We start from the raw sequence: 13,037 nt of genomic DNA, 5'->3' as shown, positions 1-13,037 counted from the left end.
ATCCCCCGGGGGGAGGTCGCGCACGGCGGCGTCTTACTATCAAAGCGACCGCGGGGGCGTGGTCGTTCGGTCGAGGACATGTGATGGCCAAGCTTTCGGCCCTGCTCTGCGTGCACAACGAAGAACAACGCCTTCCGGCGTGTCTGGCGGCCCTGTCGTTCTGCGACGAGATCGTCGTGGTCGCCGACCGTTGCAGCGATGGCTCCGAAGCCATCGCCCGCCACTACGGCGCCAAGGTCGTTTCGGGCATCTTCCCGATCGAAGGCCCGCGCAAGCACGCCGGCATCGCCCGCTGCACCGGCGACTGGGTCCTTGAACTGGACGCCGACGAAGGCGTCACCCCGGCCTTCGCCGAGGAGATCCGCCAGACCATCGAGCGCGACGACGCCGCCGACTGGTACCAGATCCCGATCGACAACTATGTCGGTCAACAACTGGTCCGCCACGGCTGGGGCGGGTCCTTCGGCACCGCCTCGGCGGCCCGACTGTTCCGTCGCGGCGTCAAGTCGTGGAAGACCGAGCGCGTCCATCCGGGCGCCAAGCTCGAGGGGGTCTACGGCGGCCGTCTGACCCACCCCCTGCAGCACATGGTCGACGAGGACATCGCCGACATGTTCGCGCGCCTGGGCCGCTACACCGCCCTGAAAGCCCAGGACCTGGCCGACAGCGGCAAGATCACGAGCCTCGGCGACGACGCCTTCCGCGGCTTGCGCCGGTTCTTCAAGTGCTACGTCTCGCGCAAGGGCTACAAGGAAGGCGACCTGGGCTTCCTGATCTCGCTGATGGCCGGCCTGTATCCGATCCTGTCGAACCTGCGGGCGCGCGAGATCCTGCGCGCACGCGCCCAGGCGACCGAGGCCGGGCGTCCGGTGATCGCCCCCGCCCCGCTGCCGCTGCGCCGCGCCGAGGCCAACGGCCAGTAACGCTCAGCGCCAGTATGTCCCGACCGCCGCTCGCCTTCCGTCTGGTCCTGGGGCCCGAGCTCGCGCTCTGGACCAAGGCCGGCCATGCGCCGGTCCTGTGGTGGCGCGATGACGACGCCCGCGTGGCGACCGACGGGCTGGAGCGGCTGCTAGCCCTGTCGCGCCGTCACGCCGCCCCGCTGACCCTGGCGGCCATCGCCGGGCCCAGCCTGTCGCTGCTGGTGCGCCGCCTCGAGACCGAGCCGCACGTCGAGCTCGCCGTCCACGGCTTCAAGCACGTCAACCGCCAGCCGGAAGGCCAGGGCTCCGGCGAGATCGTCGACAGCGACGACGTCGACTGGGTGCGGGCCCAGTTGCGCGCCACCGTCGCGCTCTTCCATCGCGCGGGCGTGACGCCGACGCTGTTCGTGCCGCCATGGAACAATATCAGGCCTCGGCTTCTGGAGGCCTTGCCCGACTCGTCGATCGCGGTGGTGTCAGGCTTCGACCAGACCAGCGGCGTACGCGACGGCGTCACGCGCCTCGACGCCCACCTGGACGTGCTGCGCTGGAAAGGCGGCGGCCGGTTCCGCGGAACCTGGCGCTTCCTGTCACGGATGCGACGGCTGATGAGCCAGCGGCGCAAGACGGGTCAATGGAACGAGCCGATCGGCCTGCTGACCCACCACCTGGATCATGACAAGGCGACCTGGCTGTTCCTGGAGCGCTTCCTGGCGACGTTCCCCGTCACGGCGCGCCGTCAGCTGACGGGCGAAGCCGCCGTCCAGTCCGAAGCGCTCAGCGCTTAAGCCAGCTCGGGGCGGTCGCGCAGGCACTCGCCGATGGCGCGGGCGCAGCCCGGGATGCCGAGGGCCCCCACGAAGGACATGGCCACGGCGCAGACCAGCATGATCGGTTGGAAGATGCGCATCTTGGAATCTCCACGCGGGCGTTCGTCTTGGGCACTGTGCCGGAACTGTAAGACGGAAACTTGACGGTTGTTCCGCGTCCGAATGAAAAAACTCAGGGTGCGGTGTTTTTAGCGCCGTTCGGTCCAAGGGCGTAGGCCACGCGGGCGGCCTCGATCCGGCCAAGTTTCTCGGTAAGCGGACCCCAGTCATCGCTCTGCGCGATCGGCGCCCACAGGGCCTCGACCTCCTCGATGATCAGCTCCTCCGGCTCCGGACGCTGGAATACGGGATCGGCCAGGCGCTCGGGCCGATCGGGCTCGAAGGCGGCCAGCCGGCGACGGAACGTCTCGAACGTCTCCGTGCGGTAGAGGTCGGCGCGCGGACCGCCCAGCGCCCGCGCCTCGGACGCCGCCCCGCCGAACCAGTCGAAGAAGAACGGCTCCCAGCGCAAGGCGTCGCCCCCTTCGGCCAAGGCCCGGAACGCGCTGTTGACCAGTTCGACATCATCGTCCGGGTCGCGGCTCTTCACGGCCAAGCGGTCCAGCATCGCGCCGCGCAGGGCCAGACGATAGGCGTCGGAGAAGCCGTTCAGCGCCGCCAGCAGCCCGGCCTGGTCGGCGACCAGGGTCAGGCAGGCGGCCAGCTGCTGCAGGTTCCAGAACACCGCCTCGGGCTGGCGGCCAAAGCTGTAGAGCCCCTGGTGGTCGAAGTAGGCGGCCGTGAAGTTCGGATCGTTGCGGGGCAGAAACCGCCAGGGGCCGTAGTCGAAGCTCTCGCCCGTCACGACCATGTTGTCGGTGTTCAGCACCCCGTGCACGAAGCCCGCCGTCATCCAGCGCGACAGCAGCCTGGCGCTGGCGCTCACCGTCTCCCCCATCAGCGCCGCCGCCCGGTCGGGCGCGTCGGCCAGATGCGGGAAATAGGTCTCGACCACGTGATCCACCAACTGGACGATCAGGTCGCGCTGGTCGAAATAGGCCAGGCGCTGGAAGGTCCCGAAGCGGATATGGCTGTGCGACAGCCGGGTCAGCACCGCCGAGCGGGCCGGGCTGGGCTCGTCGCCGCGCGTCAGGGCTTCGCCGGTCTCGACCAGCGAGAAGGCGCGCGAGGTCGGAACGCCCAGAGCCTCCAGCATCGTCGCGGCCAGGATCTCGCGCACCCCGCCCTTCAGGGTCAGACGGCCATCGCCGGCCCGCGACCACGGCGTCTGGCCCGAACCCTTGGTGGCGAGGTCCAGCAGACGATCCGTTCCCCGTTCGCGAAGCTGGGCGAACAGGAAGCCACGGCCGTCGCCGAGGTCGGGATTGTAAACGCGGAACTGGTGGCCGTGATAGCGCATGGCCAGCGGGACGGGCTGGTTGTCCGACAACGGCGCGAAGCGGCCGAAGTGGCGGACCCAGTCGACGTCGGTCAGGCCGTCCAGCCCGACGCTGGCCGCCGCCCTCTGGTTGCGGAATCGCAGGATCGTTTGTGGAAAGTCGGCCGCCTCGACGGGATCGGCGAAATCGCGCCCCAAGGTCTGGAGTCGCGGATCGGGACGGTAGGCGGGCGAGAGGCTCATGAGTGGCCAGATGAGACCCGCCCGCCCCGCGCGCAAGCCTCTTTCGAATTTCGATGACGGCCGGCCAATGCTGTCGCTTCCCGGCAACAGGAATCGCTCGAACCTAGTCGCGACAAGGGATTTTGCTTGCCGAGCGCGCCTGTGGCGCCTAACCCTTGGCTATCCATTCGAACAATCGTTCGACGGAACAACAAAAAAAACGAGCCGGGGGCGGGCAAGCGCTGTCGGCCGACAACCGAGAGGTAGGAAATGCGCTTCACCCAGGTGCTTTGCGGCACTGCGTCCGCTGTTGTCCTCGCCGGCATGGGCGCGGGCGCCGTCCAGGCCCAGCAGGCCGCCCCAGCCCAGAACGAGATCCCCACCGTCGACAGCATCGTCGTCACGGCCCAGAAGCGCGAGCAGAACCTGCAGGACGTGCCGATCGTGGTGACCGCGGTCAGCGCCAAGCAGCTGGAAGGCGCTGGCGTCAAGGACATCAAGGATCTGCAGATCCTGACCCCCGGCCTGAACGTGGCGTCGACGTCGAACGAGACCAACACCACCGTCCGCATCCGCGGCGTGGGCACGGTCGGCGACAACCCCGGCCTGGAATCCTCGGTCAGCGTCGTCATCGACGGCGTCTATCGCCCGCGTAACGGCGTGGCCTTCAACGACCTGGGCGAAATGGAGCGGGTCGAAGTGCTGAAGGGTCCGCAAGGCACCCTGTTCGGCAAGAACACCTCGGCCGGCGTCATCAACGTCCTGACCAAGGCGCCCGAGTTCGAATTCGGCGCCGAGGCCGAGGCGACCTTCGGCAACTACGGCTCCAAGGGCGGTTCGGTCGCCGTGACCGGTCCGATCATCGCCGACAAGCTGGCCGGCCGCCTGTTCGCCGCCAAGCGCGAGCGCGACGGCTTCTACACCATCAAGACCGGCGCGGGTCCGCGCACGGCCACCGACGACGCCAACCAGGACTTCTACACCATCCGCGGCCAGCTTCTGGCGACCCCGACCGACGAGCTGAAGTTCCGCTTCATCGGCGACTACACCAAGCGTGACGAACGCTGCTGCGTGGGCGTGCAGATCGTGACCGGCGCGACCGGCCCCATCCTCGACGCCCTGTCGGCCGACTCGGGCGTGTCCATTCCGGCCAAGCCCTTCGACCGCATTTCCTACGCCAACCGCCCGACCGATCAGCAGATCGAGGACAAGGGCGTTTCGCTGGAAGGCGAATGGACCACGCCGTGGCTGGGCGGCGCGACCCTGACCTCGATCACCGCGGCGCGTGAGTGGACGACCAACAACGGCCAGGACGTCGACTTCTCGACCGCCGACGTCGCCTACCGCAACGGCGACCAGTGGCGCACGCGCTTCAAGCAGTTCAGCCAGGAACTGCGCTTTGCCGGCCGCGCCGAAAAGGGCGAATGGCTGATCGGCGCCTTCTACGCCGACGAGGACCTCGATCAGTTGACGCCGTTCCGCTACGGCTCGGCCTACGAGACCTATCTGGGCCTGCTGCTTTCGGGCGGCGCCAGCCCCACCTTCGTGTCGGCGCTGACCGGCCGCGCGCCCGGCACCTCCTACACGGCGAACTCCGGCTCGCTCGACGCCTACGCGCAGAACTCCAAGAGCCTGTCGTTCTTCACCAACGACACCTACCACCTGACCGATCGGATCGACCTGACGATCGGCCTGCGCCATACGCATGAACTGAAGACCCTGGCGACGCAGTACACCAACCTGCCGGGCAACAACGGCTGCGCCGCCGCCCTGGGCCGCACCGGGACGATCGTCGGCATCGTCGGCGCCGCCAACGCCGCGACCGTGATCGGCAACCTCTGCCTGCCGTGGACCGATCCGGGCTTCAACAACTACAGCTCCAAGCAGAAGCGCAACGAGAAGGAATGGACCGGCACCTTCAAGGTCTCGGCCAAGGTCACCGACGACATCATGTCGTATGTGTCCTGGGCCAAGGGCTACAAGGCCGGCGGCTTCAACCTCGACCGCTCGCGCATCGGCCTGGGCGCGCCGAACCCCGACACCGGCTTCGCGCCGGAAACGGTCGAGTCGATCGAGGTCGGCTTCAAGACCAGCTGGCTGAACCGCCGCCTGTCGGTGAACTCGGCCTTCTTCCACCAGTCGTATGACGGCTTCCAGCTGAACACCTTCACCGGCGTCAGCTACATCGTCACCTCGATCCCGAAGGTGGAATCGTTCGGCGTCGACACCGACCTGCTGTGGTTCACGCCGATCCGCGGCCTCAGCCTGCAGGGCGGCGTCACCTACGCCGAGACCGAGTACGGCCCGTTCATCGCGCCGACCGGGGTCTCGCCGCGCCTGTCCGACGCCCGCCTGTCGTTCGCCCCGCTGTGGTCGGGCTCGCTGGCGGCCAGCTACGAGCATGACCTGGGTTCGTCGCTGCTGTTCCACGCCAACCTGAGCGCCAAGTACAGCTCCAGCTACAACACCGGTTCGGACCTGGCCCCGCAGAAGGTCCAGCCGAAGATGACGGTGATGAACGGCCGCATCGGCATCGGCAGCCAGACCGGCCTCTGGACGGTCGACGCCTGGGCCCAGAACCTGACCAACAAGAAGTACTATCAGGTCGGTTACGACGGCCCGCTGCAATCGGGCACCTACGACGCCTTCCTCGGCGCGCCGCGCACCTACGGCGTGACCCTGAAGGCCAGGTTCTAACCAGCCAGAGTTCTAGCCGGGAGGGGGAACCGGCGGCGGCCTCGAGCCTCCGCCGGCTTTCGGAAGAGGGGAAGGGCGATCCGGGCGACCGGGTCGCCCTTTTCTTTTTCCGTAGGCGAAGGGGTTTTCGATCGCCGCGCATCACCCCAGCATGGCCTTCGGGGGATTCGTTCAACGCCGGAGCCGCGCCCATGAAGACGATCCGCTTCCTCGGGTTCTGGATCTGCCTGGCCATCGGCCTGGCGCTGGGCGCGTGGAGCCAGAGAACCCCCGCGCCCGTACCCGCCAACGCCCCGGCCACGGCCTTCTCCGCCGACCGCGCCATGGCCGACGTCACGACCATCGCGCAGAAGCCCCACCCCACCGGCTCGGCCGAGATCGCCAAGGTCCGCGACCATCTGCGGGAGCGGATCGCGGAGCTGGGGCTGCAAGTCTCGATCCGGTCCGGCGAGGGCTTCTGGACCAAGTCCGACACCGGCCGCGCGCTGACCGTGGCCGCCGTCCAGAACGTGATCGGCGTCCTGCCCGGCAAGGATCCCAGCCTGCCGGCGATCCTGGTGATGAGCCACTATGACTCGGTTCACAATTCGCCCGGCGCCGCCGACGACGCCACGGGCGTGGCCGCCGCGCTGGAGATCGCCCGCGCCCTGAAGGCCGACGGCCCCCACGCCCGCGACGTCATCTTCCTGTTCACCGACGCCGAGGAAGCGGGCCTGCTGGGCGCCGACGCCTTCTTCAACCGCGACCCGACCCTGGAGCGCGTGGGCCTGGTGGTGAACATGGAAGCCCGGGGCGACGCCGGCCGCGCGGCCATGTTCCAGACCGGCCCCGGCAACGGCGCCCTGATGAGCGTCTTCGCCCGTCAGGCCAAGGGTCCGTCGGCCAACTCCCTGGCCTCGACGGTCTACGAGAAGATGCCCAACGACACCGACTTCACCCACGCGGTGAAGAAGGGCCTGCCGGGGCTGAACCTGGCCTTCATCGACGACCAGCTGGCCTATCACACGCCGCTGGCCAGGCCCGACCACCTGGAGCGCGGCAGCCTGCAGCATATCGGCGACCAGGCGCTGCCAACTATCCGCGCCCTGGCCGACGCCCCGACCCTGCCGGCCAAGGCTCCGAACGCGATCTATTCGGACGTGCTGGGCCTGTTCCTGATCAGCTATCCGCCGACCGTCGGCTGGGGGCTGCTGGTCCTCGCCGCGGGCCTGATCGTCTTCACCGCCTGGCGCACGCTCAGCCTCGGCGCCGCCAGCGGCTGGGAGATCGCCCGGGGGGTGGCCGGCCTGCTGCTCACCGCCACCAGCATCGCCACGGTGCTGCACCTGGCCGGCCGGCTGCTGATGATCACGGACGTGCAGCGCTACTACGGCGTCCTGACCCGCTTCGACATGCTGTTGTGGGGCTGCGGCCTGCTGGCCGTGGCGGTCGGCCTGGGCGTCGCCACCGCCCAGGCGCGGGGCGCGCGCCGGATCATCCCCTGCGCCGTCGCCCTGGCCCTGGGCGGGGCGTGCAGCCTGGTCGGCGGCTTCGATCCCATCGGCCTCGGCTTGGGCGTCGCCGCCTGCGTGCTGGCCGCCCTGTCCCTGGGCTTCAAGACCGACGTCCTGGGCGCCTGGATCGGCGGGATGATCGTGCTGCTGGTGCTGGCCACGGCCGCTCAGATCCTGGCCCCCGGCGCGACGGTGATGCTGACCTGGCCGCTGCTGGTCGCCGCCCTGGGCGCGGCCCTGATCATCGGCGTCGGTGGGACGCGCGACCGGCGGGTGGCGCTCGCGCTCACTTGCGCCGTCGGCCTCCTGGCCGTGCTGTCGACGGCCCAGCTGACCGCCTGGGGTTCCTGGACCTTCGCCGGTGTCGGCATGATGGAGCCGGCGGTCCTGGCCCTGTTCGCCATGCTGGCCGCGCCGGCCCTGTCGCCCCTGGCCCACGACTTCGCGGCCACGCGCTGGGCCTGGCGCGCCGCCGGCGTGCTCGCCCTGGCCGGCATCGCCCTGATCGCCAACGCCGCCCGCCTCGGCGGCGAGCCCGGCCGCCCGGCCGTGACCCAGGCCCTGCACGTCGCCGATCTGTCGACCGGCAAGGCCTGGCGGCTGACCGAGGCCGCGCGCCTCGACGCCTGGACCAAGGCCGTCCTGCCCGACGATGGCGGTTCGGCCGCCAAGCAGCAGCCGCTGGCCCCGTTCTGGCGCAAGCCCGTCTGGATGTCCGAGACCCGCGCCGTGCCGGTCGAGGCGCCGCAGTTGACCGTCGATCGCGCCGAGGACCGCCTGCTGGTCCGGCTGATCCCCGCGCCGGGGGCCGAGATGGTCACCCTGCGCCTGCGGCCCAGCGGCGCGCTGGCCTCGCCGCGCCTCAATGGTCGACCGATCACGCTGAAGACCGAAGCCGGCCAGTGGTCGGCCCTGACCTATCACGCCCCCGACCCGAACGGCGTCACCCTGAGCTTCACCACCCAGGGCGCCGGCAAGGTCGAGGTCGCGGCGCTGGAGTATCACGACGGCTGGCCCGCCCTGGCCAAGGCCCCGCCCGCCAAGCCGGCCGACCTGATGGCCATCGGCATGTCGGACAAGACCGCCGTGCTGGTGCGCGGCGGGATGAGCTGGTGACGCGCTAAACGGCGAACACGCCCTCGCCGGGCTGCTTGGCGTACAGCGCCTCCACCCGCTCGGCCCGCCGGTCCAGGGCGCAGCGCTGGTTGACATAGCCCTTGTCGGTGATCTCGCCGGCGTCGATCGAGGGCGGTTCGGTCAGGAGGGTGAAGCGACCGATCCGCCGCGACGAGCCGCCCGCCGCCGCGTTGAAGGCCGCAATTCGTTCCCGCACGATCGCCACAAGCTTCTCCAGCGGCGTCCCCGGCCCCGGATCGGCGACCAACGCCTGAAGGCCCGCCGGCGAGGGCCACAGCATGGCGCCGATGAACGGCTTGTCCTGGCCGGTGATCACCGCGTCGTGGATATAGGGGCTGCAGGCCGCCACCAGGTCGGGGCGCAGCACGCCGACGCTGACCCAGGTGCCGCTGTCCAGCTTGAAGTCCTCGGTCACCCGGCCGTCGAACACCAGGCCCTTGGCCGGGTCGTCCGGATCGACGAAGCGCGCCGCGTCGCCCAGCTTGTAGAAGCCCTCCTCGTCGAAGGCCGCCGCCGTGCGCTCCGGATCCTTGTGGTAGCCGGCCGCCACCGTCGCCCCCTTGACCCGGACCTCGTACTTGGAGCCGTTGGGGGCCAGCTTCAGGGCGATGCCCGGCAGCGGCAAGCCGACCAGGCCGACCCGCTCGGTGATCCAGTGGGTGACGGTGACGCCTTGCGTCTCGGTCGCGCCATACATGGTCGTCAGCGGGATCCGCTGCCCCGTCTCGGCCACGGCCAGGGCCTGGATGCGGTCATAGACGTCGTTGGACAGGGTCGCGCCGCCATAGCCCATGTAGCGCAGGTTCTTGAAGAAGGAGCGGCGCAGGGCCGGATCACTCTCCATCGCCTCGGCCAGCATCGAAAAGGCGATCGGGGCCGAGCCGAACACGATCGGCGAGACCTCGTAGAGGTTCTTGATCGTCGTCTCGAACAGGCCCGGCAGCGGCTTGCCCTCGTCGATGTGCAGCGTGCCGCCGGCCCACAGCACGCTGTTGAAGCCGATATTGCCGGCCGAGATGTGGCTCCAGGGCATCCACTCCAGGCTCTGGGGGACCTCATCGGTGAGCGCATCGGTGCGCAGGCCCTCCTGGCCGGCGATCACGCCCGCCATCATGCCGTGGGTCTGGGGCACGGCCTTGGGCAGGCCGGTGGAGCCCGAGGTGAACAGGTACTTGGCCACGGTCGCCGGACCGAGCGTTTCGCGGGACGCCGCGACAGCCGCGGTCGGCGTCGTCCCGGCGACCTCGGCGAAGGCGATCGTTCCCGCGCTCCCGTCGGCCGTGATCACCACGAGGGTCGGGTCGATGGCCTTCAGGGTCTCCAGCGCCTTGGCGAACATCGCCCCGCTCTGGGCGAAGACGACGCGGGGGGCGACCTTCTCGAAGCAGTGCTTCAGCTTGGCGTGGTCGGTCGAGATCAGGCTGTAGGCCGGGCTGATCGGCGCGGCCGGGACGCCGGCGGCATAGGCGCCCAGGGTCATCAGAGCGTGCTCGATCGAATTGCCCGACAGGATCATGACGCTGTCGGCGTGGGTCAGGCCGCGATCCAGCAACCCGCCTCCCGCCAATAGAAACTGGGCGACGCCCTCGACCGCCCGCTGGGCCTGGCCGTAGGTGACCTCGCGCCAGGGACCATGGCCGGGCTCGCGCTGCTTGATGTAGGGCCGATCCGGATGCTCGGCGGCCCTTTGCGCGATCAGGTGGGCGATCGAGCGCGGACCCTCGCCCGGCGGGTGGTTCGAGGTGATGACGATCGAGCCGTCCGGCCGCCGCTCGACGCTGACGTCGGGCCCCTTCATGGCCAGCGGCTTGAACGGAACCTCGGAGACGTCGCGCGAGGGCGACGCGCCGTCCGGCGGCGTCATGGTCTCACTCCCTCAGATTATCGTTGTTCTTTTGCAAACAACGGTAACGGAAAGCGGACGCGCGGCAAGGTTGCCGTTTGGGGAAGCCTCAGGCCCCGGCGGACTGGTCCAGGGCGCTGACGGCGACGCCGCCTTCCAGGACGCGGACGCCCAGGAAGTGCATCTCGCCGCCGCGATAGCTGATCTGCTCCAGCGGCACGGTGTCGTCGCGACGCAGGCGACGGCCGTCATTCAAGGTCAGCCGCAGGGTCATCTTCTTGGCCGAGGCGCCGGCGGCGATGGCCGCCTCGATCTCGCGACGGAACAGGACCGACGGGGCCTGCGGCGGCGGCTTGGGCGCGGGGCTCTTGCTCACGGGCGACCTCCGAAACCGTGTTCTCCGGTGATGCGGATCTGGCAGGCCTGGCCGGAGTCCTGCAGGCTCCGCGCGCGGCGATGCGCGGCGGCCTTGGCGACTTCCTTGTCGGCGGATTGGCCAAAATGCTCGCCCGCCAGCTCGACGCTCCACGCGCCCTCATGTCGGGCGACAGTGAGAACGGCTCGATTGGTAATTTCTCGCATTTCAGAAGATTAACACAAAATCGAACCCTCCGGGGAATTAATCGTTCGCGATTGGAACCCGACGATTTTCTTGATTGTCCAAAATATTTCAGCCGCCGAAACTCTCGCGAAAACAGACGGAAATCTTGAAATATCCTCCGGACCGCCCCTTGGCTTTCCGTCGAGATTCAGAAGACGCGCGCCTCCCCGGTCGAAACGTGGTATGCTGACGAGGTTCATGTCGACCTGGCGGCTTCCCCAGGCGCCCGGGTTCCCCGGCCGATCGGCGGCTTCGATCACCGATGCATCGGAACGACATGACCCAGGATCCCCCCGTCAGCGACACCCTGTCCGACAGCCAGCTCAACGCCTTGCGGAGCCTGGCCGAACGCCAGCCGGGCCAGGACTCCAACTTCGTCAACATCAGCGCCGCCCAGGCCCTGACCCAGCTGGGCCTGGCGCGTCGCGGCGGCGGGGGCTGGGAGATCACGCCCCAGGGCCGCAACCACCTGCTGCGGGCCGTCTCACGCGACGACGCCGGCGGCGCGGCCAACGCCCGCTAGAGTCAGCGCCGCCCGCGTCGCGCGGGCTTGGCCGCCGCCTCGGCCCGCGTCACCTGGGCGCTGAACGTCTCCAGATCGACGCCGAAACGCCCGCCGCACGCTGGGCAATCCAGCACCGGCAGCACGCGCACGACCTTGATGGTCGCGTGCGCGTGACCGCCGCAATGCGGACAGGGAAATTCGAGTTCTACGCCACCAACGTCCACGCCCGCCATGCCGGTCGCTCCGCTCGTTTCGACTCACACAAGACGTGCAAACGATGACAGTGGCGACCACGGCCGGGCATGTGACGTAACGCCTCCCTGCTCAGCGCTTTTTCCCGAGCTCGGCGGCGATGTCCTTGGTCATCCGGCCGACCTTGCGGTGGGCGGCGGTGATCTGGTCACGAGTGACGCCCCAGCGCTTCATCCAGTACTCGACGGCCTGGCGTTCGGTGAGATCCAGGCGGTCCTTGTCGATGAACCCGCGCTTGTCCTTGAGTCCGGCCATTATTTCTTCATCCAGGGTTTGGAGTCGCCCGCCGCGATGCGCGCGGACTGCTGTCGCTGAAACTTCCCGCCGCGCGGCGCCTTGGGCCGGGCGTCGAGCGCGGCCTGCTTGAGGCGCAGGGCGCGCTGCATGGGGGTTTCGTCGAGAGGCGCTTCGGGGGGCGGCGTGTCGGTGGTCATGGGCGGAGGGTAACTGAATCCCTCTTCCATAGGGAGAGGGAGGGGCCCACCGCGAAGCGGTGGGAGGGTGAGGGGTTACATCCTGTCTGACCGGAGCACGGCTAGGACCTCATCCGCCACCCCACCAGGATCAGTCAGCACCCGCTCGTTGCGGAATCTCAGCACCACATACCCGTACAGCTCCAACACTGCGGTTCTTCGCTCATCGTAGTCTTCCCTCCCCTCGTGCGCCGCCCCGTCCAGCTCCACGATCACCTTCGCCTGCTCGCAGACGAAGTCCGCGAAGTAGCGGTCGATCGGGACCTGCCGCTTGAACTTGAATCCACCCACGCGGCGGTTGCGAACGAGGGTCCAGAGCGCCTTCTCCGCCAGGGTCTGGTCCTGGCGGAGGCGACGGGCGTTGGCGGTCGTGTCCATGGCGGGAGCATGAACTCGGCCCTTGAGTGCGCTCAACAGAAGGAATCAGGATTTTCCGGTTGACGGTGAAACCCCTCACCCTCCCACCGCCTCCGGCGGCGGGCCCCGCCCTCTCCCTATGGAAGAGGGTTTCCGGTGGGCATCCTGCTCGATCTGAAAAGACCTTCCTCCCAGGAAGGGCGCCAGCCTTACATCTCACGGCGAGACGATCGCCGGACTGTCCAGGTCACTCAAGGACGACGCTCCGCGTCGCCGCGGCGCGGCCGCTCGGAGAGCGGTCCTTGACTGACCTGGTCAGTCCGGCA

The 13,037-nt window shown here is 68.9% G+C and carries 14 protein-coding genes; 6 read left to right on the top strand and 8 right to left on the bottom strand.

Features of this window, described 5'->3' with window-relative positions; all coding sequences use genetic code 11:
- The first annotated feature begins 83 nt into the window (after positions 1-83).
- Positions 84-923: a glycosyltransferase family 2 protein gene (locus AC1RJ9_RS05855; RefSeq protein WP_492836804.1), complete on the top strand. Its 840-nt coding sequence runs from the start codon at positions 84-86 to the stop codon at positions 921-923.
- A 14-nt stretch (positions 924-937) separates the two neighbouring features.
- Positions 938-1,711, top strand: coding sequence for a polysaccharide deacetylase family protein (locus AC1RJ9_RS05850; protein ID WP_492836803.1), 774 nt, complete (start codon positions 938-940; stop codon positions 1,709-1,711).
- On the opposite strand, the gene AC1RJ9_RS05845 is transcribed toward AC1RJ9_RS05850, so the two are convergent.
- Positions 1,708-1,833 carry a hypothetical protein gene (locus AC1RJ9_RS05845; RefSeq protein WP_099581400.1) on the bottom strand — a complete coding sequence of 42 codons (126 nt, stop codon included), beginning with the start codon at positions 1,831-1,833 and terminating at the stop codon, positions 1,708-1,710. The genes AC1RJ9_RS05850 and AC1RJ9_RS05845 overlap by 4 nt on opposite strands.
- 92 nt (positions 1,834-1,925) lie before the next feature.
- The gene (locus AC1RJ9_RS05840; RefSeq protein WP_492836802.1) at positions 1,926-3,374 is read right to left on the bottom strand and encodes a protein adenylyltransferase SelO; all 1,449 of its coding nucleotides are present in this window, start codon (positions 3,372-3,374) and stop codon (positions 1,926-1,928) included.
- 249 nt (positions 3,375-3,623) lie between these two features.
- Between AC1RJ9_RS05840 and AC1RJ9_RS05835 the strand changes: the two genes are divergently transcribed.
- Both AC1RJ9_RS05835 and AC1RJ9_RS05830 read left to right on the top strand, forming a co-directional pair.
- Positions 3,624-6,050, top strand: a complete 2,427-nt coding sequence (locus AC1RJ9_RS05835; RefSeq protein ID WP_492836801.1) for a TonB-dependent receptor — start codon at positions 3,624-3,626, stop codon at positions 6,048-6,050.
- Between the two features lie 191 nt (positions 6,051-6,241).
- Positions 6,242-8,659: a M28 family metallopeptidase gene (locus AC1RJ9_RS05830; protein WP_492836800.1), complete on the top strand. Its 2,418-nt coding sequence runs from the start codon at positions 6,242-6,244 to the stop codon at positions 8,657-8,659.
- A 4-nt stretch (positions 8,660-8,663) separates the two neighbouring features.
- On the opposite strand, the gene AC1RJ9_RS05825 is transcribed toward AC1RJ9_RS05830, so the two are convergent.
- Positions 8,664-10,544 (bottom strand): AMP-binding protein, encoded by a 1,881-nt coding sequence (locus tag AC1RJ9_RS05825; protein ID WP_492836799.1) that lies wholly within the window; start codon positions 10,542-10,544, stop codon positions 8,664-8,666.
- Positions 10,545-10,632: 88 nt separating this feature from the next.
- Complete coding sequence (locus tag AC1RJ9_RS05820; RefSeq protein ID WP_492836798.1) at positions 10,633-10,899, bottom strand: hypothetical protein; 267 nt, start codon at positions 10,897-10,899, stop codon at positions 10,633-10,635.
- Between the two features lie 17 nt (positions 10,900-10,916).
- On the opposite strand from AC1RJ9_RS05820, the gene AC1RJ9_RS05815 reads away from it, so the two are divergent.
- Positions 10,917-11,234, top strand: a complete 318-nt coding sequence (locus AC1RJ9_RS05815; RefSeq protein WP_492836797.1) for a hypothetical protein — start codon at positions 10,917-10,919, stop codon at positions 11,232-11,234.
- Positions 11,235-11,401: 167 nt separating this feature from the next.
- A complete protein-coding gene (locus AC1RJ9_RS05810) occupies positions 11,402-11,647 on the top strand; it encodes a hypothetical protein (RefSeq protein WP_492836796.1) in 246 nt (81 codons plus the stop codon).
- A 2-nt stretch (positions 11,648-11,649) separates the two neighbouring features.
- Here the strand turns inward: AC1RJ9_RS05810 and AC1RJ9_RS05805 are convergent, their stop codons facing one another.
- The 4 genes from AC1RJ9_RS05805 to AC1RJ9_RS05790 all read right to left on the bottom strand — a co-directional run bounded on the left by AC1RJ9_RS05805 (position 11,650) and on the right by AC1RJ9_RS05790 (position 12,732).
- Positions 11,650-11,862 (bottom strand): hypothetical protein, encoded by a 213-nt coding sequence (locus AC1RJ9_RS05805; RefSeq protein WP_492836795.1) that lies wholly within the window; start codon positions 11,860-11,862, stop codon positions 11,650-11,652.
- 91 nt (positions 11,863-11,953) lie between these two features.
- The gene (locus AC1RJ9_RS05800) at positions 11,954-12,136 is read right to left on the bottom strand and encodes a DUF3606 domain-containing protein (protein WP_010918311.1); all 183 of its coding nucleotides are present in this window, start codon (positions 12,134-12,136) and stop codon (positions 11,954-11,956) included.
- Entirely contained in the window at positions 12,136-12,315 is a 180-nt protein-coding gene (locus AC1RJ9_RS05795; RefSeq protein WP_492836794.1) for a hypothetical protein, read from the bottom strand. The genes AC1RJ9_RS05800 and AC1RJ9_RS05795 overlap by 1 nt, the downstream gene beginning before the upstream one ends.
- 75 nt (positions 12,316-12,390) lie before the next feature.
- Positions 12,391-12,732, bottom strand: coding sequence for an endonuclease domain-containing protein (locus AC1RJ9_RS05790; protein WP_492836793.1), 342 nt, complete (start codon positions 12,730-12,732; stop codon positions 12,391-12,393).
- Positions 12,733-13,037: the final 305 nt, after the last annotated feature.

It is taken from the genome of Caulobacter sp. GW822-FHT07D08 (assembly GCF_058798735.1).
This window is presented reverse-complemented; position numbering and strand designations above follow the sequence as displayed.

What these genes read in the sequence shown, in the direction of transcription:
- AC1RJ9_RS05855 (WP_492836804.1), top strand. Translation starts at nt 84, where the DNA reads ATGGCCAAGCTTTCGGCCCTGCTCTGCGTGCACAACGAAGAACAACGC.
- AC1RJ9_RS05850 (WP_492836803.1), top strand. Translation starts at nt 938, where the DNA reads ATGTCCCGACCGCCGCTCGCCTTCCGTCTGGTCCTGGGGCCCGAGCTC.
- AC1RJ9_RS05845 (WP_099581400.1), bottom strand. Translation starts at nt 1,833, where the DNA reads ATGCGCATCTTCCAACCGATCATGCTGGTCTGCGCCGTGGCCATGTCC.
- AC1RJ9_RS05840 (WP_492836802.1), bottom strand. Translation starts at nt 3,374, where the DNA reads ATGAGCCTCTCGCCCGCCTACCGTCCCGATCCGCGACTCCAGACCTTG.
- AC1RJ9_RS05835 (WP_492836801.1), top strand. Translation starts at nt 3,624, where the DNA reads ATGCGCTTCACCCAGGTGCTTTGCGGCACTGCGTCCGCTGTTGTCCTC.
- AC1RJ9_RS05830 (WP_492836800.1), top strand. Translation starts at nt 6,242, where the DNA reads ATGAAGACGATCCGCTTCCTCGGGTTCTGGATCTGCCTGGCCATCGGC.
- AC1RJ9_RS05825 (WP_492836799.1), bottom strand. Translation starts at nt 10,544, where the DNA reads ATGACGCCGCCGGACGGCGCGTCGCCCTCGCGCGACGTCTCCGAGGTT.
- AC1RJ9_RS05810 (WP_492836796.1), top strand. Translation starts at nt 11,402, where the DNA reads ATGACCCAGGATCCCCCCGTCAGCGACACCCTGTCCGACAGCCAGCTC.
- AC1RJ9_RS05805 (WP_492836795.1), bottom strand. Translation starts at nt 11,862, where the DNA reads ATGGCGGGCGTGGACGTTGGTGGCGTAGAACTCGAATTTCCCTGTCCG.
- AC1RJ9_RS05800 (WP_010918311.1), bottom strand. Translation starts at nt 12,136, where the DNA reads ATGGCCGGACTCAAGGACAAGCGCGGGTTCATCGACAAGGACCGCCTG.
- AC1RJ9_RS05795 (WP_492836794.1), bottom strand. Translation starts at nt 12,315, where the DNA reads ATGACCACCGACACGCCGCCCCCCGAAGCGCCTCTCGACGAAACCCCC.
- AC1RJ9_RS05790 (WP_492836793.1), bottom strand. Translation starts at nt 12,732, where the DNA reads ATGGACACGACCGCCAACGCCCGTCGCCTCCGCCAGGACCAGACCCTG.